Genomic DNA, 22,858 nt, shown 5'->3' on the forward strand with positions numbered 1-22,858 from the left:
CGTCGGGAAATATGCCTTTGTGCATTGTAATTGTTGGCTAAGCTTTTTATTATTGCCGCCTTGTTTTTCGAGATCAGAACTGGATTGAACTTTGAGTAATTTTCTAACCGAACACCTGATACATCGTGACACTGACTTTATGGTGATCCATAAACCAGCAGGTTTACTCACAGTTCCGGGAAAAACAGCAGATTTACAAGACTGTGTTATCAATCGATTATTAAAAATTGAACCGAATACCTTGCTCATCCATCGTTTGGATCGTGATACCTCAGGTATTTTGGTTTTTGCATTAACCCGTCAAGGGCAAAATCGAATTTCACGCCAGTTCCAAGAACGTCAAACTTCAAAAACATATCAGGCATTGGTTGCGGGTACGCTCGAAGGTGAAGGTACTGTCGATGTACCGGTCATATATGACCCAGAACATCCGCCACTGCATATTGCCGATCCTGCACACAATAAGCCTGCGCTTACGCATTGGAAAGCCACTGAACATTTTGAGATTCAGGGGCAAGCCGTAACACGTGTAGTGTTAACGCCTATTACCGGTCGATCACATCAGCTTCGTGTTCATATGCAATATTTAGGTCATCCTATTGTAGGTGATACTTTGTATGCAACACCTGAGCAACAGCAGCTGATGCCGCGCTTATGTTTACATGCTGAGCGCTTGAGTTTTAACCATCCTGAAACTGAGCAAACAGTGGAATTTCACTGTCCCGTACCATTTTAGGAAAATCATTTAAATCCCTAAGAATTCTGCTCACTATTTAGTGGGCTTTATGTCAAAATATATTGCTTTATGGTCTAGATTTTTGCTCAAATAACGTTCACAGTTTGAGCATAATATTTTCAGACCGAACTTGAGAAAAAGGTGGAAAAATTGCAGCAGTTTGCTATTGGTCAACGTTGGTTATCAGATACAGAAACGGAACTGGGTTTAGGTGTTCTTATTGATGTTGATGAGCGATCGGTCAGCATTTTATTCCCGAAAAGTGATGAAACTCGTGTCTATGCCCGTCACAATGCACCTTTATCTCGTATTGTTTTCAATGTAAATGACGAAGTCCAAGACCAAGAAGGTCAAATTTGGACTGTTGAATCTCTTGAAGACCGTGGTGGTGTGGTTCGTTATAACGCGGTACGTAAACTTGCCGATGGCACAGAAGAGCGTAAAGCACTGAATGAAACACGTATTGGTGCAAGTATTCAGTTAGCAAAACCATTAGATCGTTTGCTTGCAAGCCAAGTGGACTATAAAGAATGGTATGACCTGCGTATCGAAGCACTGCTTCTTCAAGCCAATATGAAGTCTAGCCCTCTACGTGGCTTGGTAGGTTCACGTGTGGGTCTCATTCCACACCAACTGTATATTGCGCATGAAGTGGGTAAACGTTTTGCTCCACGTGTATTACTTGCTGACGAAGTTGGTCTGGGTAAAACGATTGAAGCTGGTCTGATTATTCATCAGCAACTCAAAACGGGTCGTTCAGAACGTATCTTGGTCTTAGTACCTGATTCATTGCAATATCAATGGATGATTGAAATGCGTCGTCGTTTCAATCTTGAGTTCTCATTATTTGACTTGACGCGTACAGCTTCGATTAAAGAACACGATCCAGACCTCAACCCATTCTTAACTGAACAATGCATCATTGCGAGTGTCGATTTGATGATCGACCATGATGACTTGCGTGAACAAGCGCTTGAAGCTGGTTTTGATTTGCTCGTGGTCGATGAAGCCCATCATTTAATGTGGTCAGAAGAAGAAGGCGGCAATGACCGTTATGACCTTGTTGAAGAACTTGCTGAAAAAACGCCGGGTGTCTTGTTATTAACCGCAACACCTGAACAATTAGGTGTGGAAAGTCACTTTGCTCGTTTACGTCTACTTGATCCACAACGTTTTAGTTCGCTTGATCGTTTCTTGGATGAAGAAGAGCAGTATCACCAAACAGCTAAAATTGCTGAAGTGCTTATGTCTGATCTCCCACTCGAAGAAGGGCATTTGGCAGCGATTGAAAGCCTATTAGGTCATCGAATTACTGACGAGCCAGAACAACGCTTCCGTGCCATTCACGAATTATTAGACCGTCATGGTACTGGTCGTATTTTATTCCGTAATACCCGTGAAGCGATTCAAGGCTTCCCAGGTCGTGACTGTCAGCCTGCACCATTACCTGCACCAGAAAACTGGTCTAAAGATGGCAAACTACGTGAACAAATGTGGCCTGAAGAAGCGCAGCTTGATGGCTCGTGGATGGAAACCGACCCACGTGTGATGTGGTTGATGGAACGTCTGCGTACAGATCTGAAACACAAAAAAGTGTTATTGATTGCACGTAGTGGTCCAGTGGTTGAGTCTTTAGAAAATGTACTTCGTTTGCATGCGGGTATTCGTACAGCGATGTTCCATGAAGGCATGAGCTTATTAGAGCGTGACCAAGCAGCAGCTTACTTTGCTGAAGAGTCATACGGTGCGCAAATTTTACTATGTTCAGAAATTGGTTCTGAAGGTCGTAACTTCCAGTTTGCATCGGACTTAGTTTTGTTTGACTTGCCTGCAAACCCAGATGTACTTGAACAACGTATTGGTCGTTTAGACCGTATTGGTCAAGAAAATCGTATTCAAATTCATGTGCCTTATTTGGTTGGTACTGCTCAAGAGCGTATGTTCCGTTGGTATAACGAAGCATTAAATATTTTCTGTAATATCTCGCCGACAGCGCAAACCTTACAAGAAAACTTCATCGTCAATCTGAAAGATTGTTTGTTGGCAGATAAAGGCCAAGAGTTTGAAGATTTGCTCGAAGCGGTGAGTGTACAACGTGAAGCACTTGAAGCTGAACTTCAAGAAGGTCGTGACCGTTTACTTGAGTACAACTCTTGCCGTCCAATCGTGGCGCAAGAAATTGTGACTGCACTTGAAGACTACGACGACAATACAACCTTACCAATGTTTATGAAGCGCTTCATGGCGTCTACAAACATTGATTTTGATGAGCAAAGTAATGGTACCGTGATCATCAAACCTACGGATCAAATGCAAGTTCAAGGTCTGACTTTGGACGAAGAAGGTATGACGGCGACGTTCTATCGTGACCAAGCACAGATTCGTGAAGATGCTCAGTATTTAACACTTGAGCATCCATTCACTGAAAGTGTGATGGAAATGATTAATACACAAAGCTTTGGTAGTACTAACGTTGCTGTATTGAAATCAGCAGCTTTACCACAAGGTTCTGTGTTAATGGAAGTGTGGTTTAAAGTCGATGTCGTTGCACCGAAAGCACTGAATTTGCCGTCAAGTTTGCCACAACAGTTGGTTCGTGTATTACTAAGCGAAAAAGGTCAGGATTTATCGCAAAAAATTGCACCTGAAATTTTACGTCCTTATTTACATCATCTTGATGGCAACAGTTGCCGCCAAGTGGTTAAGGCGCGTCGTGATGTCATTGAACAGCGTTATACGCAAGCGCTTGAAATTGCTCGTGGTGCATTACCGGGCTTTAAACAACAAGCCAAAGAAATCTATGGTAGCAAATGGCAGTATGAAATTGACCGTTTGACTTATTTGAAGCAGTTCAACCCAAGTATTCGTGAAGACGAAATTGCACGTTTACAAAAACTGCAAAAAGAAGGTTTAACACTGCTTGATGGTCTAGCGGTTACACCAGAAGCGATTCAAATTATGGTAGTGGTTAAGCCATAAGTTAAGAATCTTAAAAAAGCACCTTCGGGTGCTTTTTTTTATGGCTAAAATTATAACTGTAAAATTAATCACGACAGATTTAAGCTAAATCTTAGTTTTGTATTATTTTTTTAATCTAAATTGTCGACATCGGCATAAAAAAAGTAACTAACCCGAATCCTGCTTAAGCCAGTGATTTCATAATTTGAATTGTTGGCTTATTTGAATGTATAAGTTGATATGCACACAATGAAGCATAAATTCCACTCAAAAATCCATGAATACTGCGTGCTTTACTCGTCACTAAATTATATTGCCCTTTCAGTAAACTGAATAATGTTTCTATCTTATTTCGTTGTCTTAGGTGATATTCATCTGATGCACAGAGTTGAATAGCCTGCATATTTTTCCGATGATAAGTAATCAAATCTATACCTTGATCTTGTAATCTACTTTTTAATTCTTGGCTGATGTAGCCTCGATCCCCATAAAGCTTTCCTTCTAGACCCTCAACCAATTGCTCAACCATTTTTATGTCAGCAACATGTCCATTCGATAAAGCAGAACAAGCAATTTCCCCATGTCGGTTCATAGCGATATGTAGTTTACAACCATAAAACCAACCCATTGAGCTTTTACCACGAGATGCGATTTGGGCTAATGATTTATGGCGTTGGATACGTTGATTCTTACAAACTGGTAGTGTTGTTGAGTCAATCCATAAATATTGTTTATCTTGAGCTTTCATCAAAGCTACATGTAGGGCATGGAGAGCTAATTCATGCCGGTTGATTAGATGAATCATGCGTTGGTAGCAAGGCAAGTACTTAAATAAATAGCTTTTATCCGCCTTTAGCCATGTGAAAAAGGCTTTAAAATTATTGAAATAAGAACATTTGTACCAAATAGCAATAAAGCAGATTTCTGAGATTGTTAGCTGAGCAGTTCTAACTCTTAGAGATTGGGAACTTTGCTTGAGAAACTTCCAATAAGTTTCTTCAAATTTAAGAAAGAAATCATCAATTAGGCAGAATAATTCGGTACTATTGAACATCAGGACTAGAGTTGTAAGTTTGGTGTGGTAACTCAACTGATGGCTCTAGTCCTCTTATTTTTCAAGTCAATTTCTTATCCGCGATTCGAGTTAACTATTTTTCAGTAATTCTACAGCTTGATCAAAATCTTCTAGTTCATCCAACATATAAAATATGGCTTCGAGCTTGGTAAAGTCCGGATGATTTTTTGCTAACTGAATTTGGATCGTACATCGGTCTGCTTGGCTGCGTGTTGCATAATGAGCAGTAAGTAAATCAAAGTTGATGTCAATGCATAGCGGCTGTTTTAAGGCAATGGCACCACAATAAGCATGTATTTCAGGTAATAAACGTAAGACTAAATCAGCCTCTTTGCTTTCCGCCACGATGAGCTCTGGGTTTGCGGTTGGGTTAAATCAAAGTCATTTATTAAAATCATAAAACCTCCTGAAAATAGAATGGTTATGCTTTATTTATCTGCGCTATAAAATGAAATGGTGCTACGTTTCGAATCTAAAATTTTCTAAAAATGGTTTTGGATAATGTGTTCAGTCTATGAACGTTCTAAAGTTAATCATGGCGTAGAAAAGCGCCATTTTCTGATTCGAAGCTCAGTTAAATACTGAAATTGTAAAATAGGGTGCTACGCTTCATGCTCATTGCGATACCCAATATACATGCTTTGATTAGTAAAAGAATCGGCATCGCGACATAAGCTGTCGTGATTGATGTCAATTGAATTATGAAGGTGAAATGATTAAATGTATTCTGACATACAGAGATAGCATCATATTCAAATGATTGATCACGAACTGTCTTAATGTCGTGTTTTGATGCTTTAGTTAAGTAAAGTTTTGGCTTGGTTAAATTTATACGTCGATGCTAGCGAGTTGTGGGTAGTTCCGTTAAAATGCTTCAAATTTCAGCAGTTCGTTAGAAGAAAATAAAAATATGAAATCCTTAATTACCTTAGGTAGTAAAACGTCACACGGTGGTGTGGTTTCAGAATGTGAACCTTCATTTGTGATTAATGGTATTGCGGTGCATTTAAACGGCATGAAACATTATTGCCCGAAATGTAATTCGACTGTGGCTGCGATCGCGGCAGATCAAAGTACAACGGTAAAGGGGCGAGGTGTTGTGGTTGCTGGAGATAAAACCAGTTGTGGCGCAACATTTTTACCGAATCAATCAATGGTCGGTTCACAAAAATAATCTGCAAACTGACTTTGAGGTCATCTAGATAAACTTATTGAGTCCTGTTTAAATCGTATTGATCTCTTTATGATGTGGCATCATCAGTTGATTGGATGAGTTTTAGATGAAAAGCGCGATCCATTTTACCCATGCCAATGGTATTCCTGCTGCAAGTTATCGAAAGTTTTTATCCTACTTTGCACCGCAATTTGATGTGAAGGTGATTCCGCTTATTGGTATGGATGAGCGCTATCCGATCACTAAAGATTGGCGATATTTGGTCGATCAAGTCATAGCAGATATCGAGCACCAATTTCCAAAACAAAAAGTGATTGGGCTTGGGCATTCTTTTGGCTCTTTAGTCACCCTGATGGCGGCTTATAAACGTCCAGATTTGTTTTCACAACTGATTATTATGGATCCACCTTTCGTAATCGGTCCTAAGTCTGCCATCTTTGAAGGTATGCAAAAATTAAAGCTCAAAGCTGTCGATAAAATTACCCCTGCAGCAATTACGCTGAAGCGCAATGACCATTGGTCAAATTTGGATGAAGCATATACGGCACTACGGAATAATCGTTTATTTAAAAGTTTTGATGCGCAGTGTTTTGAAGATTACTTTGCACAAGGCATTCAAGCTGATGAAAAACGCGGTGGCGTGACCCTCAGCATTCCAAAAGCCGTGGAAGCGCAAATTTTCCGTACAGTGCCTGCATGGTGGTGGCGTACTCCACGAAAAGCCCCTCAAATGCCTGTACACCTTATCACCGCAGATAACAGCCATTTTTATAAACAAGGTTTACCTGACGGAATGAAGAAAACCTATGGTATAGATTATAGTGTAGTTGAAGGTGGGCACATGTTTCCACTTGAGCAGCCGAAACAGACAGCGCTACACGTCATGCAGTACTTACAGCATTAGAAAAATATATTTTGCTCATAAAAAAGGAGACCTGAACGTCTCCTTTTTTTCTGACCGTTAATTTTTAGCGAATCTGTGCTTCGTCTAAATGGCGAGCACCTTCCAAAATCATGCGAATCATAATCATGGTTTGTTCGGCAACTTCTTTGCGTTGTTCTGTCGGTAGATCAATGACTTTCGCACCCATGTTAAACACCAATTGGGTAATACCACGTGCCACGATGTCAGGGTGAGCCAACTTGCTCTGATTTAAACGTTCTAGGACGATTAAATCTTCTCTTAATTCTTGTTGGAAATAGTTAAGTTGACGCTCAACAGCATTTTTATAGGAATGCGAACCAGTATAGCCTTCACGAAGCAACAGGCTTAAGTTGCCTTCATCGGCATCTAGCTGCTGAATAAATACTTCAACTGAACTACGAATAATACTGCTTTGGCGTGATGCCTGAAGGCGTGCTTCATGCAAAATTTGACGTAACACACCGCCAGCTCGATCAATCAACTCAATGGCTAATTCATCAATATCTTTGAAATGACGATAGAAACTATTTGGAGCAATGCCAGCTTCACGTGCAACTTCACGCAAACTCAGTGATGAAATACTTTTTTGTGGACCAATTAAATTAAGCGCTGCCTGAAACAGTTCTTCCTTGGTAATTGTTGCTTTACGACCTACAGTGCGAACTGTAAGTGGAGTTTCAGCTTCAGAATGTAAATCTTCCTGGTACATGTTAACCATATTCGTCTGTGCAGACTGAGTCATATTTTTTAATAGATTAAAAACATTAACATATTATAGCGTCTGCTAATAGCTTTTGTGAAAATGTCGATTAAATGTACAAGCGTATATACAAATATATATACATGTGTATAATAATTAAAAACCTCCCATGAGTTGTATTTGATTATGCATGTACTCGAAAAAGCGAAAAAGCCTTTAAACGCAATCAAAGACAGTGTTATAGACGTCAATGCGGTGAATTTCTGGTTGCAGAAATTTAATCCGTTATGGTCTGGTAATCAGGCACTCGGCAAAATTGTACAAAAAGAAAATGCAGCAAATGAGATGGTCAGCCTAACCATACAGGTGAACCGTTTATTTAAAATGGGTAAAGCTGGTCAGCATCATCCTGTTTTTGCTCGCGTAAATGGTATCCGTTACGAACGTACTTATAGTTTGACTCAGTTAGATGATCAACACGTATTGCTTAGTGTAAAAAAAGTGAATACGGGTATTGTGAGTACTTGGCTCGTAGAACAAGCGCAAGTGGGTGATATCTTAGAATTTGGTCAGCCTTTTGGTGATATGTCCTTGGTGTCAAATTCTACACCGTTGCTACTATTGGCTGCGGGTAGTGGTATTACGCCTATGTTGAGTTTATTGAAAGCGATGAGCAAAACCAAGCAAATTGCGGAGCAACCAATTCAGTTAATGTACTGGGTTAAGTATCACGATGATGCCGCATTCAAATTACGCTTCGAAGCTTTGGCAAATCAATATCCAAACTTTAAATTTCAAATTTTCTTTACCCAAGAAGATGTTGCCGATCCACGATTAAATGCCGCTCACGCTGCTCAAATTGACGACATTGAGCACAGTACTGTGTTTGCATGTGGTCCATCGGGTTTCGTCACTCAGGCCGAAGCGTTATTTGATCATGCACAGTGCTTTATGAGTGAAGCATTTAGCATGAGCCCAATCGCAACGGATGATATTGGCTTTGTGAATGTCACGCTTACACAATCCAATAAAACCGTCAGTATCCCAAAAGGCCAATCAATTCTAGCCAGTCTTGAGCAGCAAAATATCAAACCAAATCACGGTTGCCGTATGGGCATTTGTAATAAATGTGCCTGCAACAAAGTAGAAGGTTCGACTAAAAATATGGTCAATGGTAGCCAAAATACAGAGCCGGGTAATTTACTCAAAATTTGTGTGAACTCAGCACAGTCAGATCTTGTTATTGATTTATAAGGTAGAAAAAATATGAACATGCCTGTAAAAATTGAATATTTTAAAAATCCCAAAAACCGTGAGTTAACCCAATCGCAATTAGACGAACTTGCGCGTGAGCTTGATGCGATTAAGCAAGAAGTTTTAGATGACTTAGGTGAAAAAGACGCGAAATACATTCGCCGTGTGTATTCGACAGTTCGTTATTCATCTATGGCGGGTCGTGCTTTATTGTTTGCAGGTTGGTTCCCACCAGCGTGGATTTTAGGCACAGGTCTTTTAGGTTTTGCCAAAATCATGGAAAACATGGAATTGGGTCATAATGTCATGCACGGTCAATATGACTGGATGAATGACCCTAAATTCAATGGTCAGACCTACGAATGGGATATCGTAGGGACAGCAGATAACTGGCGCCAAACACATAATTTTAAACATCATACCTATACCAACATTAAAGGTATGGATGATGACATTGGTTATGGTCTCGTTCGTTTGTTCCCAGAACAGCGTTGGAAGCCGGGCTATTTATTACAACCGATTTATAGCATTCCATTTTGCTTATTGTTCCAATGGGGTGTTGCCATTCAAAACCTTGAATTGGGTAAATACTTCAAAGGTCGTAAAACAAAACAGCAAACTAAAGAAGAATGGAAACCAATGCAAGCCAAAATCGGCAAGCAATTATTTAAAGACTATGTGTTCTTCCCGCTTATTGCAGGGCCTGCAGCATTACCGGTGCTTACAGGGAACCTAGTGGCGAATGGTCTTCGTAATATTTGGACGTTTAGTATTATTTTTTGTGGTCACTTTACCAAAGATGTTGAAGTTTTCCCGAAAAAAGTACTTGAAAATGAAAGCCGTGGACATTGGTACATGCGTCAAATTCGTGGTTCTTCAAACCTTACCGGTTCAGAAGCATTTCATATTTTGACAGGGCATTTAAGCCATCAGATCGAACACCATTTATACCCAGATGTTCCTGCGCGTCGTTATCGTAAAATGGCGCCAAAAGTACAGGCGGTATGTGAAAAATATGGTTTGAACTATAATAACGCAAGCTTGGTGAAACAGTACGGCAGTGTTATCAAACGTATTGTGAAATATGCGTTTCCATTTAAAAAGTAATAAAAGCTAGGCTTGAGTTGCTGAATCAAAAAAAGCCATGCATTTACATGGCTTTTTTCATATTAACTTTGGGGGAAATATCTATTTTACTTTTTGATATGTAATTTGAGGATCTTAATCAAATTCATATAATTTCCTTTTTTAGCCATACGAATGACCAATTCAATTTCTTCTTTCGTCCACATCTGGCGAGTGGCTGAGAAGGCAAATTGAGCAAGGAGAACAAATGGATTTTCGCCAAATTTAATATGGAGGCCTTTGACATATTTCGGTGGATTGAATTGATTCATATTCTTTTCCCGCTTTTAATATTTGACCGCATTATTTCTAATTAATGAGAAAAATAGCACACTATAAAGTCAAAATAAAAGCAGAATTTTCAAAATTTAATCATATATTAGAGCGACTTAAATTTAAGTTTGTGATTGTTAACTTTGATTAATAAACCAAACTAAATCACTCGACTTTAGTCGAGTTCAGGTAGGCACTTATCCTGTCCATTCATGAAATGGTGGGTGGCCAATTCAAACATAGCGAGGTCTTCATCGCTATTTCCATAGGCATATACCTGCTCATAGTCTTGAAGGTTAAATTGCTCCAAAACTCGAATTTTCTTTTGCTCACCACTACAGTCTAAGGTTTGATACAAACCAGTCAGCATTTGGTTATTGGTTGCAGTTTCAGTGCAGATCAGTTTGACCCCGAGCTTTTCAGCCACAGGTTTAAGATATAAATCGACTGAGGCAGAAACCAATACGACCTCATGACCGCGTATTTGGTGTTGCTGTAATTGTTCATACAGTGAAGGATTGAGTTCTGCCATCAAATGTTCAGCATATTGCGCTGCTTGATTTAAAACCTGCTCATGGTTGGCTTGGCTAAACATTGCGGCATATAGGCGAGGACGCATTGCATGTGCAGGATATAGCTTGAGATAATAGCCTTGAATCCAAGGGAGAATTTTAATCCCTTGGCGCACGATATGCCGTTTAGGCAGAGAATAGAAGATGAACCCTGTAAAACTGTCTTTGTTACACAGGGTACCGTCAAAATCAAATAAGGCTAGAGTTTTAGATTTTTGATGCGGCGCATGCATGTTTGATAACGTCCATCGACTCGTGTGGCAAACCAATTGGTATTGTAATCACGGCTTAATTTCGGCCCCGAAATTACGACTTCAGGCATCATTGCATAAAACGGTTCTTTACCAGTCTTTTCTTGGTACAACTTTTTGACCGCTTTATACGTCAAAGTATCTTCAAAGTCCTGATCTTTTTCTTTTTTAAGATCTGAACGAATTTGACGTGGCGTCGCGATCACATTGTTTTCTGCAAAAACGGCAATCAGCGCGGTTTCAGACTGGCTTTTTGCTGAACGTGGAGAACCATCTTTATTATAAAGCAAGAGGTCACCATCTAAGCCGAGCTCAGCAGGGGTTAAGTCATTTAACATGCTTTGGAATGCCGCATTACGACTCGAATAACGACCCGAGTTATAATCTGCAAAACGATAAATTGGTTTGTCATATTCAGCTGGATACATCATTAAACGGTGGATGCCATAATACAAACCGCCATATTGGCTATACATGTCTGTACGCAGTGCAGCAATATTTCCACCTTGGCGTTTGTGGTCTTTGGCATAGCCTATATGGACTTGCATCGAACCCAAAGTGGTAATTGGGTTGAGCTTTTCACCAATATCTTGTCCAACCAGTTTCGCTGCGCCTGTTAATGCACTCACGTGATAATGTTTAGACATATAGTCAAAAATTTCACGATATAGTTCGTCTAGTTCACGTTCAGTTTGAACACGGCGCATTTGGCTCAAATAGTTATCTTCTGGACTTGGCTGATTTTTTAACACATCTTGGAAATAGCCAGCGACTGTACCACCGATGCCATCACCCAATTTATCTTTAAACTTTTCTTCAAGACGATCTTGAACTTCTTTAACGGCTTTTTCACCGAGTCCCGGCACATGTGGGTCAGCAACAAAATTGGACTCTTGATCGACCACAGCAACAATCGTACAGACATTTTCTTTCGTGGTCGGAATACCGAGCTGATCACTAATGTCATAGATATCATTGGCCCATGAAAGACGTTCATTCACGCGAGGTGGAATGGCTTTTTTAATCTGTTCTGCTTCCATAGTGGGTTCATCTTTGCTCCACCATGAACCATTACCACAGGCAGCCAAGCCAATGGATAAAGCCAGTACAGAAAGGGATTTAAAGCATAATGTGGTCGAAAAAGTTTTGTTCATATTTTCCAATAAACTCAGCCATATGGGGGCGACAAAGCAAGAGCAGTATACTATGCAAAATACATAAGTAATGAATAAATATGTATATGCCTCATAGGGGACTGTCAATCTATTTATGGAGATCTACGCGTGTAAAAACAAGCAGTTCTGTCAGGATGATTGGAAAAAGAATGCTTTTTGAGCTAAATAGATGAATATTCCAATATCATTTTCAACAGATTATAAAAATGAAGGTATATACTAGCTGAAATCCATAATTTTTTAAGGGAATTATTATGCCAGCTAAATTTTTCAGTCGTTTCTTGGGTTTGATTGCGTTAGTTATGGTATTGGGGGCAATCATTATTAACTTTGTTGTGGCTAAACCGATGGTGGAATATTGGATCTTACTCTTACTACCTTGTTTTGCCGTTCCAATTTTAACCTCAGTGATGATCACGAAGGATGAAAATCTTTAACATCATCGTTCAGTAAATCTATATTTCAATCCAATAGATGATGAATACTCAGTCTGTGCAAAAAGCTCACATCGGGTGGGCTTTTTGTTGATGTGTCTAAAGTATTTTATACTGTGCAAATGAGAAATTTAAAACGCCAGCACAAATTAAAGGTATCAAACGTGATTTGGTCAACTGAACAAGATGCCGTGTTGATCGAACATGCAGATTTAGCTATGTCTGAATTAATCCAGCACTTGGGATTTAGTGAAGAAGACATTTTACAAAGAAAAAAAGTATTGGGTTTAAACCGGCGGGCACGTCAAATTCAACGTTTATATTTTAAATAATTGAAATCAAATTCATTGAAAGCTGCGACAGATCTAAAATGTCTGTGAATTTAAAAACCCACAATCTGTGGGCTTTTAAATTTTTGCTCAATTATTTTGCAACAGCTTCAGAAGCAGGAGCCGCTTCAGTTGCATCTTGAGCAACTTCAGTTGTTTGAACTTCAGATGCAGCAGCTTCAACTTTTTGTTCTTCAGCAGCAAATGTAGTTGCAGCAGCAGCAGAGATAAGTGTAGCGAAAAGTACTTTGTTTAAAGTTTTCATGATTCAATTTTCAGTCTATTTTTTTGGAAAAAACAACTTAATGTATTAATCATGATAAAAGTGTAATTAAAATGAGTTGTTATGTGTCTAGATTGTGAACACATGCGAAAAATTATCATATTAAATCAATAGTTTGAAATCCATTACAAAATAATATGTGTCATTCAAATGTCGTTTAATATTTGAAAGGCTTTAAAAAGAAAAACCCGAATAAATCGGGAAGTGTATTTTACATTGTTATTACAGCGAAACTTACACACTTTTCGCTTAATAACAATTTATCGCACAATTGTGACGCCATGATGAAAGGGAGATTATTCAGCAGGGCATTCAATTTTGAGTTTTTCTTTGTAATAGTCCTGTGCAATCTTCAAATCATTCAACATTTTATCTTGAGTATAGTCTTGGGCTGCGAGTTTGAGCATGGCAGGCATGTAGTTAGTTTTATATTCATGAGGGTAGTCATGACATAAGACTTGGGTTTTTTCCTTGATCGATGTACTTGGAGCATCTAAAACATCAAGGTATTGACTGATTTGCGCATCTGACTGCTCAAATTGTTGAGTCGCTTGTTCCGTTGTTAAATCAGCGTTTTGGCTTTCAGCTGCAGCCACCTCGTCATTCGGTTGTTGGCAGGCAGTCAGAAAAGTAGCGAAAAATATAAAAGAGAAAATTTTCAATTTTTTCATAAAGTTCAACTCACTGATGTGAATTTATAGGGTTTAAGTTTTCAATGATTTTAGCATTACCCTCTATAGTAACACCTGTGCAGGCAGATACGCAGAAAGTCTGATGTTGAATTGATAGTGCGTAAGCTATATGGATGATGAGTAAGTTTTAACGACTCTTAAGCAAAAGCGTAGAAATTTTTGTTTGGAATTACTAAACTATCGCATTGCAAATTTGCCGTCCAATTCCGAAGCTTCAAATTCCTCAATTTAAGCGTTGAACGATGTTGATGTTCATTGTCATCATTCAATTGCATAATCATTGCCTTGAAACGTTTTTACGCTCAACAGATTTTGCGAACATAGATTTGAATTTAGCATTGTTGAATGTGGCTTCGAAGATTTCGAATGCGGTTCGGGCATCATTTGCTAAATATAGCTAGAGGTTAAAACATTGAGTCAACATCCTGTCATTCAAGAATTATTCGATCGTCCCATCGAGAGAAAACTGTGGGTGGCACCTATGGCAGGGGTTACAGATCGCCCATTTCGTACACTTTGCAAATACTTTGGTGCAGGTCATGCGGTCAGTGAAATGATGACGGCAGATAAGACACTACGCATGAGTAAAAAGAGTCTTTATCGTGCCAATTTTGATGGTGAAATAGCGCCTATTTCTGCCCAAATTGCAGGGTCAGATCCAGCTGAACTGGCTGAAGCCGCTCGCTATCAAGTGGCAAATGGTGCGCAAATTGTCGACATTAATATGGGATGTCCGGCGAAGAAAGTCTGTAATAAGTTAGCAGGTTCAGCGCTGCTCAAAGATGAAGACTTAGTGGCTCGCATTTTAGATGCTGTGGTTGATGCAGTTGATGTGCCCGTGACCTTAAAAACCCGTTTGGGCTATCTCAATGGTCATGAAAACATTATGCGCGTTGCGAAACGTGCCGAAGAAGCTGGCATTGCTGCATTGGCACTTCATGGTCGTACACGTGAAGATATGTATCTGAATACGGCGCGTTATAGCTTAATTAAAGATGTGAAATCGTTGATCAATATTCCTGTGATTGCCAATGGTGATATTGATACACCTGAAAAAGCCAAATATGTACTGGATTATACCGGTGCTGATGCAGTCATGATTGGTCGTGCAGCTCAAGGTCGCCCATGGATATTCCGTGAAATTGGACATTACCTGACGACAGGTGAGCATATGGCTGCGCCAAGTATTATGGAAGTTCGTGACGTATTGCTCGGACATTTGTCTGAATTATATGGTTTTTATGGCGAATATTCAGGTTGTCGAATTTCACGCAAACATATTGCTTGGTACACCAAGGGTTTACGCTCTAGTAATGAGTTCCGCCAAAATATGTATAAAGTTGAATCTACAGCAGATCAATATAAAGTCGTCGAGAACTATTTTAATCACTTACTTGAGCATGGTCAGATCATGAGTGATGTTCAAGTTGATCAGGTCAATTTGCTTGAAACCAAATAACTTAAAGCCAATCGAAATGGATCTGTGCAATGTGATACAAAGTAGGTCGATTAAAATTAGCTGGATTTATTTGAAATAGATTTAACTAACTTGATTCAAATGATCCGAAGCAAGTATTTAAATTGCACATCGATGACAGCCTAAATTGCAGATAAAAAGCCCTCAATGTTGAGGGCTTTTTTGTAGGCATTCATGTTTAAATGATGCGTTGAGCGAGGTCTTAGTTAAAGCGCATTTCTAAAACCAATTGATTGATCAAGTCGGGTGCTTCCAATTCACGTATTTGAGAGACATTAGTTCCTGCCCAAAATGCACCATATTCATGTACGCCATGCTTGCTGGCTGCTGCATGTAATTGTTTGCCTAAATCATAGCTATATGGGTAAGCCGGAACGGTTGGGCGAGTCGGCGTATCAATATCTGTGTGCCAGTTATTGATAATGCCACGTGCAGGCCGGCCTGAAATACTTGATGTAATCTGCGTGATGGGCGCATCAAATAGTGCTTTGCGATAAGCCTCATTTGCATTTGATGTTTTGCATTGCACAAAAGCAGTGCCCAGTTGAACAGCATCTGCACCCAACTCCATAATTTGATAGGCCTGATGTCCATTCATAATGCCACCAGCTGCAACAACGGGGCATTGAATATGGCGTTTCAAGAGCTGAACTAAGTCACGAGTTTTAACGCTGCTATCGAAGTTTTCATTGAAAATGCCACGGTGACCACCAGCTTCAATACCTTGAGCAATCACGATATCAATACCCGCAGCTTCAATCAGTTTAGCTTCTGCTAAATTGGTTGCAGAAACTAGAGTCAAAATACCCGCTTGTTTTAAGGCCTGAATTTGATGTGGGTGCGGAATGCCAAAATGAAAACTCACCGCTTTGGGGCGCGTTTCCAGTAAGAGGTTTAGAAAATGGTCATTATCTTTAAAGCTTGGATAAATACAGTTCAGTGCTTCTGGAGCTTCTGCATTATATTGAGCAAAGCGTGATTTAAATTGCATGATCCATTTGGCAGCAACTTGTTCATCGAGTTCTACTGTGTCATGACAAAAAAAATTGACCTGAAAAGGTTGTTCAGTGAGTTCTTGAGTTTGTAATATTTGTTGACGTGCATTCTCAACACTGCTTGCACCTAAACCCAGTGAACCAAGTCCACCTTGATTTGACACTTCTGCAGCAAGTTCAGGTGTAGAAACACCTGCCATTGGGGCAAGAAATATAGGGTGTTTGATGCCAAGGTTTTCTAATAAAGTCATGTGCATACTCCAATCACTCTAAATACTTTGCCCAAGCGAGTGAAATTAAGCAAATAATATTCGTTATTTCTTATCAAAATGGTCTTATTCTTAAACGAAAGTTGTACTTGAAATTAAGCGACACCTCGTGTCGTAGTAATGATGTATGACCCGACTTTTGAGGTGGATCCTTTTAAAATAATGCTGTGTTCACTTTAAATTTTATAATTCTCCCATGTCTGAACGTATCCGTGAAAAACTGCAAATTTTAGCCGATGCTGCCAAATATGATGTCTCATGTTCTTCGAGTGGTAGTAAGCGCCAAAATAAAGACAAAGGTCTGGGTAATACTGGAAACGGTATTTGCCATAGCTATACTGAAGATGGTCGCTGCGTTTCGTTATTAAAAATTCTATTTTCCAATGTCTGTATTTTTGACTGCGCATATTGTGTGTCCCGTCGAAGTAACGACGTAAAGCGCGCAGCATTTACGGTACAGGAAGTGGTCGATTTGACTATGAATTTTAATCGTCGGAACTATATTGAGGGGCTATTTTTAAGTTCGGGGATTTTTAAATCGGCGGATTACACCATGGAACGTATGTTGCAGGTGGTAAAAAAACTGCGTTTAGAAGAAAATTTTAATGGTTATATTCATCTGAAGACCATTCCGGGGGCATCTCAGGAAATCATTACCGAAGCAGGTTTATATGTCGACCGTATGAGCATTAATTTGGAAATGCCGACAGAAGATGGTTTAAAAAAATTTGCACCTGAAAAAAGTCATGTTGAAGTCCAAAAAGACTTAGGTATCGTGCGAGATCGTTTGATTCAATTCAAAGATGAACGAAAAATAATACGCACAGTTCCTAAATTTGTACCCGCAGGACAAACGACGCAAATGGTGGTGGGCGCACATCAAGAGTCTGACCGTGATGTCATACTGATGGCAGACCGTCATTACAAAGAGTTTAAGCTCAAGCGTGTGTATTACTCGGGTTATATTCCAATTAATGAAGAGGAGCGTGCGCTGCCAGCTGTGGGGTCTGCGCCACCTTTATTACGAGAAAATCGGCTGTATCAAAGTGATTGGTTGATGCGTTTTTATGGGTTTGAAGCGACGGAATTGGTCGATGAAGAGCATCCAAATTTAGAATTGGATATTGACCCTAAATTAGCGTGGGCACTGCGTCATCCCGAGCAATTTCCCGTGGATATCAATCGTGCTGAATATCAAATGATCTTACGTGTGCCGGGTATTGGTGTACGTTCTGCTCAAAAAATTGTTCAAGCACGACGTTTTGGGAAAATCCATATCGACCAATTAAAACGTATGGGTATTTCCTACAACAGAGCACAACATTTTATACGCTGTGAAGATTCTCCAAAATTTATTCGAGATCAACAGCCACATCAAATACGTCAGCAGATCTTGCAAAGTGGCCAGTCGAAATATACGCAGCAAATTTCTCCACAATTGAACTTAGGTTTTTAGGATACAGTCGTGAGTATTTATGTCTTTGATGGCACGATGACAGGATTGTTAAGTTGTGTTTTTCGGGCCTTTCAATTTAAGCAATTTGACATTCAGATTTGTACAGATGGGCAAGTGCAGGCAGGTCTTTTCGCCGAAGTCATTGATGTGGCTAGTCACGATGAACAAGCACAGCGGGTATGGCAAGGATTAAAGCTTAAAGCATCTGAAAGTGCTTTGAAGCAGTTTTATTATGCGTTTTTATCCGAGCAGCAGCAGGCTTTTCAACATTGTTTTAATTTTGCGATTTATGCGTTCCAGCAACAGCGTGATGTGTCTAAAAACTATGGTCATGCTGATGTATTAGGGATGAGTCAGTGGGCGAAGCAAGTGGGGCGTGAAAAGCACCGAATGGAAGCTTTTGTGCGTTTTAAAAAATGTCAGGATGGCTTGTTTATCAGTTTAGTCTCACCTGACTTTAATGTATTGCCTTTGATCGAACGGCATTTCAAATCACGCTATCAAGATCAACGTTGGTTGATTTACGATGAAAAACGCAGCTACGGCATTTACTATGATCTACAGCAGGTGCATCAAGCGGATATGGATGCCACAACCATAGATGGGCAAATACAGTCAGGCCATAGTCAATCTTTCAATATCGAACTGGATGATGAGGAAGTTTTATATGATCAGCTTTGGAAAGATTATTTTAGAAGTGTCAATATTGAAGCCCGACGTAATATGAAATTACATGTGCAGTATGTGCCACGTCGTTATTGGCGTTATCTGAATGAAAAAGCGATTTAGGTGCGAATCATCTAGTTGTTTTCGGGCATAATGATCGAGCTTTTGATTGTTTAAGTGAGACTTTGATGAAATTATTTCTTGTTACAACCGTTCTGACGGCAATGACGCTCACGGCGTGTTCTGCAAATGAACAAGAAAAGAAAACATTCAATCCGCAAAGTTATCAAGTTGCCGATACAGCGGGATTACAACAACGCTTTGAACAATTAAATCAGACTCTAGCAGCTGATTTTAGCCAACTAAAAAAAGTAGAAAGTATGGCTTTTTCAGATCAATCCGCTTTAGATGTTCAGAACTTAAAAACTTTAAATCAGCATTTTGTTGCCAATACCGCTTTAAAAAGCTCCAAAATTGCCTATTGCGAAGTAATGAATCATTATTTTTCTGAAATGTATCATCTCGGACATGTGAACTTAGCCTTGGTGAAAGACGTTAAACTGCCAAATGCCGCAAACGAAGATTTGAGTCAGGTATTTGCGAATACAGACCAATTTTATGATTTTATTATCAACCGCTATACCACATACAAGCATGCACAAGAAACCATGCAATATGGTTGTAATCTAAAAGCTGCACTAGCAGATTAAAAAAAGCCCCTCATTTGAGGGGCTTTTTATTTACAGAAATTAACAGCCTGTTAATTTTTCAGGTTGTGGACGTTCGCCAGGGAAGAAGATTGGGCGTAATTTGACGCCGATACCGTTCCCAATGAAGGCAAATACTAACCATAACCAGCCATGCAAACTACCTGAAGCAATACCGCTGAAATACGCTCCAATGTTACAGCCGTATGCTAAACGTGCGCCATAACCTAACATCAAACCACCGATAACCGCCGCTAGCAGTGAGCGTTTTGGGATATTAAAGTTCGGTGCAAATTTGCCTGCTAGGCTCGCTGCGAGTAATGCACCGAGCATGATGCCGAAATTCATCATCGACGTGATATCAAACCATAATGATTCGGTCAGTGCTTTGGCATTCGCAGGTTGCTGCCAATATGCCCAAGATGCAACATCGATCCCCATGATACTTGCTGATTTTGCTGCCCAAACGGCTAAGGCAGAGGTCACGCCCCAAGGACGGCCTGCAAGTGCGAGTGTGGCAAAGTTCAGTAAAGTCAGGATAATTCCGCCCCAAACCAATGGCCATGGACCACGTAGAAAGCGTTTCCAGCCGTGTTGGTTAGCTTGCGGCTCAACTTCAAGCTGACCATGGCGTTTCTTTTCAAAGTAAACTGTTGCTGCTGCAATGATTGCAAAAACTACAAAGTTTAATGCCAGTGCAGGAACTACACCAAAGCTTTTGACTAAAGAAATCGGCTCAAAGTGGGGAAGGTCAAACCACCATTGAATATGTGAAGTTGCAATCAGTGAACCTGTACAGAAAAAGATCAACGTTACAATCATACGTGCACTACCTGCGCCCACAGTGTACAGGGTGCCTGATGCACAGCCGCCGCCAAGTTGCATACCAATACCAAAAATAAAGGCACCGATCATCACGGACATTGAAACAGGATTAACGTTACCTTTGACTGGGTTGCCAAATAATTCACCCGCACCTAAGGCAGGGAAAAAAAGTAATACAGCTAAAGCCAACATGATCATTTGTGCACGCAAGCCACGACCACGACGCTCTTTAATAAAGACACGCCAACTCGAGGTAAAACCAAAAGAAGCATGATAAAGCGTCATACCCAAAGCACCACCAATTAAAAATAGCAATGCTTGGTTAACGCCCACAACCAGATAAGCACCAAGGGTGCCTAAAATTAATAAAACAAAAGCCACCCAAATCGATACATTGGATCGATTGGCTGGCGCAGCAATTACAGACATGGAGAAAAAAGCTTAAAAAATGTAGCTCTATTTTACGGTTTTTATATATTGTAAAAATGAATATTGTTGAAAAATCACACAATCATTGCTGCGTATAAATGATTTAACATATATGAAAAACTGATAAAGCGAGCGTTAAACTGGATTTACATTAAATAAAGAACCAATCCAACTAGAAAAAAGCATGGCTGCAATGCCCCAAAGCGCAACACGTAGACTGCCTTTCAACATAGAAGTGCCTGCTGCATAACTGGCTAAGGCACCGAGGAGTGCTAGGGAAATCACGCCAACGGCCATAACGGTTTTTTCAATATGCATGTTAGCACTGATCAAAATCGCAACCATCGGAAATAGTGCACCAATTGAAAATGCTAAAGCCGATGAGAGTGCTGCTTGAACGGGTTTTGCTGCGGTATTGTCATGGATTCCAATTTCATCTCGCGCATGGGCTTCTAGTGCATCATGGGCCGTCAATTGGACTGCAACTTCATGGGCTAGGGTTGGCTCTAACCCACGATTTACATAAATTTGAGTCAGCTCTTTAAGCTCCATTTCTGGGTTACGTTGTAATTCTTTATGCTCCATGTGAAGATCTGCTTTTTCGACGTCTTCTTGAGATTTCACAGAGATATATTCGCCCGCAGCCATAGAGGTTGCACCAGAGATGAGTCCTGCAATACAGGTAATGAGTAAGGTATGGCTAGAAGCACCACTTGCGGCCATGCCCATAATTAAACTGGTGACGGAAATAATGCCATCATTTGCACCGAGTACAGATGCACGTAGCCAACCAGTACGTTCCATAAAATGTTTTTCGGTATGATGTGAATAAGACATTCTTTTCTCTAAATTTGTTATATATATGACGTCATAAGATTGACCTGACATCAGTTAAATTTCAAGTTAAAAATAGATTGAAACAGTAAGTTGAATAAAATACAGATGTAAAAAAAGCACCCGAAGGTGCTTTTTTATAAAATGCTTATTGCTGCGCTTTTTCTTTCACGTCAGCTGCACCTTGTTCAACAGCACCTGCTGTTGCAGCAGTTGCGTCTTTAGCTGCTTCTTTGGCATTGTGTGCAGCAGCTTCAGCATTTTCTGCCGCATTTTCGGCTGCTGTCGCAGTTGCAGTTGCAGCATTATCAACAGCAGTCGCTGTCGCAGTTGCCGCATCTGAAGTTGCATCAGCGATGTCATGGCCTGCTTGGTCAGCAGCGTTTTCTAAGTGTTCACCAGTTGTTGCACCTGTTTCTGGCGCTTTGTCTTTATTACAGCCAACAAGTGCAACAGTTGCAGCCAAACCTAAAGCAACAAGTAATTTATTCATTTTGATCTTTCCTTTTTTTGTTATGCCCGTAGCATGGGCTGAATTTATATTAGCTGAAAAAATATTCAAAAATCGATCAAAAATTGTTGATTTAGTGTAATTTTATCCAGCTTATTTTGTAGTTTGAAAGGCTTTATATCTGCTTATGGCGTTAAGGGTTTTGAGTAAATAATTCTTCAATTGAGTTAACAAGTAGATAGATAAATTCACTGTCTTCATGGCGCCATAAATATATTTCTTCCCCCAATTGTGTATCGTCTATCGTATGCAGCAATAAATAATCGCCATCGCCGTTATGCGCAATAGCAATGCTGTTTTCAGGGAAGTCTTCAATTTCACTTATAGTTTGATGTTCTGCGGCTAGATGATTGGTTGTACGTTTTATTCTTTTCACATCGCTGGTGTCTTGGAAGGGAAAAAGCCACCATGCTTCGATGTCATCACCATCTTTAAATTCATCCGCGCTAGAAAAGCTAATGCCGAATTCGCCACCATTTTCAATTTGCATTTTGGCTTTATATTTTTCTGGAAACTTAAATCCTAATTGTTCTTCAGTTGCAGTAATAAATTTTAAGTCTAATGGAAAGGGCATGATGTTGTTCTTAAATTATTTTGGTGTTTTATGAATAAGCTAGGCGTAAATTTTAGTCAATATTTTTTACACTCGTTATTTTTATCCTAGATGTTTTAGTTATGGACATACGGGCCATAAAAAAGCCTGCAATCAATGCAGGCTTTTTTGAGAAATTAA

25 protein-coding genes are annotated in these 22,858 nt (G+C 39.8%); 12 read left to right on the plus strand and 13 right to left on the minus strand.

Features of this window, described 5'->3' with window-relative positions; translation table 11 throughout:
* Positions 1–91: 91 nt before the first annotated feature.
* Together FTU05_RS01520 and rapA are read left to right on the plus strand one after the other, a co-directional pair.
* Complete coding sequence (locus tag FTU05_RS01520; RefSeq protein ID WP_180003800.1) at positions 92–736, plus strand: RluA family pseudouridine synthase; 645 nt, start codon at positions 92–94, stop codon at positions 734–736.
* Between the two features lie 141 nt (positions 737–877).
* On the plus strand, positions 878–3,715 hold the full coding sequence (rapA, locus tag FTU05_RS01525; RefSeq protein WP_180022034.1) for an RNA polymerase-associated protein RapA: 2,838 nt from the start codon (positions 878–880) through the stop codon (positions 3,713–3,715).
* A 163-nt stretch (positions 3,716–3,878) separates the two neighbouring features.
* Here the strand turns inward: rapA and FTU05_RS01530 are convergent, their stop codons facing one another.
* Positions 3,879–4,748 carry an IS982 family transposase gene (locus FTU05_RS01530; protein ID WP_180164034.1) on the minus strand — a complete coding sequence of 290 codons (870 nt, stop codon included), beginning with the start codon at positions 4,746–4,748 and terminating at the stop codon, positions 3,879–3,881.
* A 90-nt stretch (positions 4,749–4,838) separates the two neighbouring features.
* Entirely contained in the window at positions 4,839–5,114 is a 276-nt protein-coding gene (locus tag FTU05_RS01535; RefSeq protein ID WP_180164014.1) for a hypothetical protein, read from the minus strand.
* 565 nt (positions 5,115–5,679) lie between these two features.
* Here FTU05_RS01535 and FTU05_RS01540 point away from each other — a divergent pair.
* Complete coding sequence (locus tag FTU05_RS01540; RefSeq protein ID WP_168377714.1) at positions 5,680–5,943, plus strand: PAAR domain-containing protein; 264 nt, start codon at positions 5,680–5,682, stop codon at positions 5,941–5,943.
* A gap of 106 nt (positions 5,944–6,049) precedes the next feature.
* Positions 6,050–6,847 (plus strand): alpha/beta fold hydrolase, encoded by a 798-nt coding sequence (locus tag FTU05_RS01545; protein WP_168377713.1) that lies wholly within the window; start codon positions 6,050–6,052, stop codon positions 6,845–6,847.
* Positions 6,848–6,911: 64 nt separating this feature from the next.
* On the opposite strand, the gene fabR is transcribed toward FTU05_RS01545, so the two are convergent.
* Positions 6,912–7,610, minus strand: coding sequence for an HTH-type transcriptional repressor FabR (fabR, locus tag FTU05_RS01550; protein ID WP_078188804.1), 699 nt, complete (start codon positions 7,608–7,610; stop codon positions 6,912–6,914).
* A gap of 144 nt (positions 7,611–7,754) precedes the next feature.
* On the opposite strand from fabR, the gene FTU05_RS01555 reads away from it, so the two are divergent.
* Both FTU05_RS01555 and FTU05_RS01560 read left to right on the plus strand, forming a co-directional pair.
* Positions 7,755–8,822, plus strand: a complete 1,068-nt coding sequence (locus FTU05_RS01555) for a ferredoxin reductase (RefSeq protein WP_180164016.1) — start codon at positions 7,755–7,757, stop codon at positions 8,820–8,822.
* Positions 8,823–8,834: 12 nt separating this feature from the next.
* Positions 8,835–9,929 carry an acyl-CoA desaturase gene (locus tag FTU05_RS01560; protein WP_180040084.1) on the plus strand — a complete coding sequence of 365 codons (1,095 nt, stop codon included), beginning with the start codon at positions 8,835–8,837 and terminating at the stop codon, positions 9,927–9,929.
* Between the two features lie 86 nt (positions 9,930–10,015).
* Here the strand turns inward: FTU05_RS01560 and FTU05_RS01565 are convergent, their stop codons facing one another.
* The 3 genes from FTU05_RS01565 to FTU05_RS01575 all read right to left on the minus strand — a co-directional run bounded on the left by FTU05_RS01565 (position 10,016) and on the right by FTU05_RS01575 (position 12,197).
* Positions 10,016–10,219 carry a hypothetical protein gene (locus FTU05_RS01565; protein ID WP_078188800.1) on the minus strand — a complete coding sequence of 68 codons (204 nt, stop codon included), beginning with the start codon at positions 10,217–10,219 and terminating at the stop codon, positions 10,016–10,018.
* A 176-nt stretch (positions 10,220–10,395) separates the two neighbouring features.
* The gene (locus FTU05_RS01570; RefSeq protein WP_180111069.1) at positions 10,396–11,025 is read right to left on the minus strand and encodes an HAD-IB family hydrolase; all 630 of its coding nucleotides are present in this window, start codon (positions 11,023–11,025) and stop codon (positions 10,396–10,398) included.
* On the minus strand, positions 10,992–12,197 hold the full coding sequence (locus FTU05_RS01575) for a DUF1615 domain-containing protein (RefSeq protein ID WP_180003816.1): 1,206 nt from the start codon (positions 12,195–12,197) through the stop codon (positions 10,992–10,994). Before FTU05_RS01575 ends, FTU05_RS01570 begins: the two co-directional genes overlap by 34 nt.
* Before the next feature lie 275 nt (positions 12,198–12,472).
* On the opposite strand from FTU05_RS01575, the gene FTU05_RS01580 reads away from it, so the two are divergent.
* Together FTU05_RS01580 and FTU05_RS01585 are read left to right on the plus strand one after the other, a co-directional pair.
* Positions 12,473–12,655 carry a hypothetical protein gene (locus tag FTU05_RS01580; protein ID WP_168377709.1) on the plus strand — a complete coding sequence of 61 codons (183 nt, stop codon included), beginning with the start codon at positions 12,473–12,475 and terminating at the stop codon, positions 12,653–12,655.
* A gap of 161 nt (positions 12,656–12,816) precedes the next feature.
* Complete coding sequence (locus FTU05_RS01585; RefSeq protein WP_373683444.1) at positions 12,817–12,984, plus strand: acyl-CoA thioesterase; 168 nt, start codon at positions 12,817–12,819, stop codon at positions 12,982–12,984.
* 91 nt (positions 12,985–13,075) lie between these two features.
* On the opposite strand, the gene FTU05_RS01590 is transcribed toward FTU05_RS01585, so the two are convergent.
* Positions 13,076–13,246, minus strand: coding sequence for a hypothetical protein (locus tag FTU05_RS01590; RefSeq protein WP_180164018.1), 171 nt, complete (start codon positions 13,244–13,246; stop codon positions 13,076–13,078).
* A gap of 314 nt (positions 13,247–13,560) precedes the next feature.
* Positions 13,561–13,935, minus strand: a complete 375-nt coding sequence (locus FTU05_RS01595; protein ID WP_180134792.1) for a hypothetical protein — start codon at positions 13,933–13,935, stop codon at positions 13,561–13,563.
* A 475-nt stretch (positions 13,936–14,410) separates the two neighbouring features.
* Here FTU05_RS01595 and dusB point away from each other — a divergent pair, with 475 nt between their 5' ends.
* Positions 14,411–15,415: a tRNA dihydrouridine synthase DusB gene (gene dusB, locus FTU05_RS01600; RefSeq protein ID WP_373685250.1), complete on the plus strand. Its 1,005-nt coding sequence runs from the start codon at positions 14,411–14,413 to the stop codon at positions 15,413–15,415.
* Positions 15,416–15,635: 220 nt separating this feature from the next.
* Here the strand turns inward: dusB and FTU05_RS01605 are convergent, their stop codons facing one another.
* On the minus strand, positions 15,636–16,679 hold the full coding sequence (locus FTU05_RS01605; RefSeq protein ID WP_180106202.1) for a nitronate monooxygenase family protein: 1,044 nt from the start codon (positions 16,677–16,679) through the stop codon (positions 15,636–15,638).
* A 214-nt stretch (positions 16,680–16,893) separates the two neighbouring features.
* On the opposite strand from FTU05_RS01605, the gene FTU05_RS01610 reads away from it, so the two are divergent.
* The 3 genes from FTU05_RS01610 to FTU05_RS01620 all read left to right on the plus strand — a co-directional run bounded on the left by FTU05_RS01610 (position 16,894) and on the right by FTU05_RS01620 (position 19,529).
* Entirely contained in the window at positions 16,894–18,153 is a 1,260-nt protein-coding gene (locus FTU05_RS01610) for a putative DNA modification/repair radical SAM protein (protein WP_180164022.1), read from the plus strand.
* A 9-nt stretch (positions 18,154–18,162) separates the two neighbouring features.
* Complete coding sequence (locus FTU05_RS01615) at positions 18,163–18,942, plus strand: TIGR03915 family putative DNA repair protein (RefSeq protein ID WP_180022262.1); 780 nt, start codon at positions 18,163–18,165, stop codon at positions 18,940–18,942.
* A gap of 65 nt (positions 18,943–19,007) precedes the next feature.
* The gene (locus tag FTU05_RS01620) at positions 19,008–19,529 is read left to right on the plus strand and encodes a hypothetical protein (protein ID WP_180022261.1); all 522 of its coding nucleotides are present in this window, start codon (positions 19,008–19,010) and stop codon (positions 19,527–19,529) included.
* A 39-nt stretch (positions 19,530–19,568) separates the two neighbouring features.
* Here FTU05_RS01620 and FTU05_RS01625 read toward each other — a convergent pair whose 3' ends face one another.
* From FTU05_RS01625 to FTU05_RS01640, 4 genes are all read right to left on the minus strand, one after another.
* Positions 19,569–20,780 carry a YeeE/YedE family protein gene (locus FTU05_RS01625; RefSeq protein WP_180164024.1) on the minus strand — a complete coding sequence of 404 codons (1,212 nt, stop codon included), beginning with the start codon at positions 20,778–20,780 and terminating at the stop codon, positions 19,569–19,571.
* Positions 20,781–20,915: 135 nt separating this feature from the next.
* Positions 20,916–21,617, minus strand: a complete 702-nt coding sequence (locus tag FTU05_RS01630) for a VIT family protein (protein ID WP_168377647.1) — start codon at positions 21,615–21,617, stop codon at positions 20,916–20,918.
* Positions 21,618–21,762: 145 nt separating this feature from the next.
* Positions 21,763–22,107 (minus strand): hypothetical protein, encoded by a 345-nt coding sequence (locus tag FTU05_RS01635; RefSeq protein WP_078193577.1) that lies wholly within the window; start codon positions 22,105–22,107, stop codon positions 21,763–21,765.
* A gap of 151 nt (positions 22,108–22,258) precedes the next feature.
* Positions 22,259–22,699: an SMI1/KNR4 family protein gene (locus FTU05_RS01640; RefSeq protein ID WP_180164026.1), complete on the minus strand. Its 441-nt coding sequence runs from the start codon at positions 22,697–22,699 to the stop codon at positions 22,259–22,261.
* Positions 22,700–22,858 lie beyond the last annotated feature (159 nt).

This window comes from Acinetobacter sp. YH12049, from assembly GCF_013419875.1.
Classification (GTDB): domain Bacteria; phylum Pseudomonadota; class Gammaproteobacteria; order Pseudomonadales; family Moraxellaceae; genus Acinetobacter; species Acinetobacter amyesii.

Excerpts from the sequence above, each read along its gene's own strand:
- FTU05_RS01530 (WP_180164034.1), bottom strand. The coding sequence starts at position 4,748 with ATGTTCAATAGTACCGAATTATTCTGCCTAATTGATGATTTCTTTCTT.
- FTU05_RS01540 (WP_168377714.1), top strand. The coding sequence starts at position 5,680 with ATGAAATCCTTAATTACCTTAGGTAGTAAAACGTCACACGGTGGTGTG.
- FTU05_RS01545 (WP_168377713.1), top strand. The coding sequence starts at position 6,050 with ATGAAAAGCGCGATCCATTTTACCCATGCCAATGGTATTCCTGCTGCA.
- fabR (WP_078188804.1), bottom strand. The coding sequence starts at position 7,610 with ATGACTCAGTCTGCACAGACGAATATGGTTAACATGTACCAGGAAGAT.
- FTU05_RS01555 (WP_180164016.1), top strand. The coding sequence starts at position 7,755 with ATGCATGTACTCGAAAAAGCGAAAAAGCCTTTAAACGCAATCAAAGAC.
- FTU05_RS01560 (WP_180040084.1), top strand. The coding sequence starts at position 8,835 with ATGAACATGCCTGTAAAAATTGAATATTTTAAAAATCCCAAAAACCGT.
- FTU05_RS01565 (WP_078188800.1), bottom strand. The coding sequence starts at position 10,219 with ATGAATCAATTCAATCCACCGAAATATGTCAAAGGCCTCCATATTAAA.
- FTU05_RS01570 (WP_180111069.1), bottom strand. The coding sequence starts at position 11,025 with ATGCATGCGCCGCATCAAAAATCTAAAACTCTAGCCTTATTTGATTTT.
- FTU05_RS01575 (WP_180003816.1), bottom strand. The coding sequence starts at position 12,197 with ATGAACAAAACTTTTTCGACCACATTATGCTTTAAATCCCTTTCTGTA.
- FTU05_RS01580 (WP_168377709.1), top strand. The coding sequence starts at position 12,473 with ATGCCAGCTAAATTTTTCAGTCGTTTCTTGGGTTTGATTGCGTTAGTT.
- FTU05_RS01590 (WP_180164018.1), bottom strand. The coding sequence starts at position 13,246 with ATGAAAACTTTAAACAAAGTACTTTTCGCTACACTTATCTCTGCTGCT.
- FTU05_RS01595 (WP_180134792.1), bottom strand. The coding sequence starts at position 13,935 with ATGAAAAAATTGAAAATTTTCTCTTTTATATTTTTCGCTACTTTTCTG.
- FTU05_RS01605 (WP_180106202.1), bottom strand. The coding sequence starts at position 16,679 with ATGACTTTATTAGAAAACCTTGGCATCAAACACCCTATATTTCTTGCC.
- FTU05_RS01610 (WP_180164022.1), top strand. The coding sequence starts at position 16,894 with ATGTCTGAACGTATCCGTGAAAAACTGCAAATTTTAGCCGATGCTGCC.
- FTU05_RS01620 (WP_180022261.1), top strand. The coding sequence starts at position 19,008 with ATGAAATTATTTCTTGTTACAACCGTTCTGACGGCAATGACGCTCACG.
- FTU05_RS01625 (WP_180164024.1), bottom strand. The coding sequence starts at position 20,780 with ATGTCTGTAATTGCTGCGCCAGCCAATCGATCCAATGTATCGATTTGG.
- FTU05_RS01630 (WP_168377647.1), bottom strand. The coding sequence starts at position 21,617 with ATGTCTTATTCACATCATACCGAAAAACATTTTATGGAACGTACTGGT.
- FTU05_RS01635 (WP_078193577.1), bottom strand. The coding sequence starts at position 22,107 with ATGAATAAATTACTTGTTGCTTTAGGTTTGGCTGCAACTGTTGCACTT.
- FTU05_RS01640 (WP_180164026.1), bottom strand. The coding sequence starts at position 22,699 with ATGCCCTTTCCATTAGACTTAAAATTTATTACTGCAACTGAAGAACAA.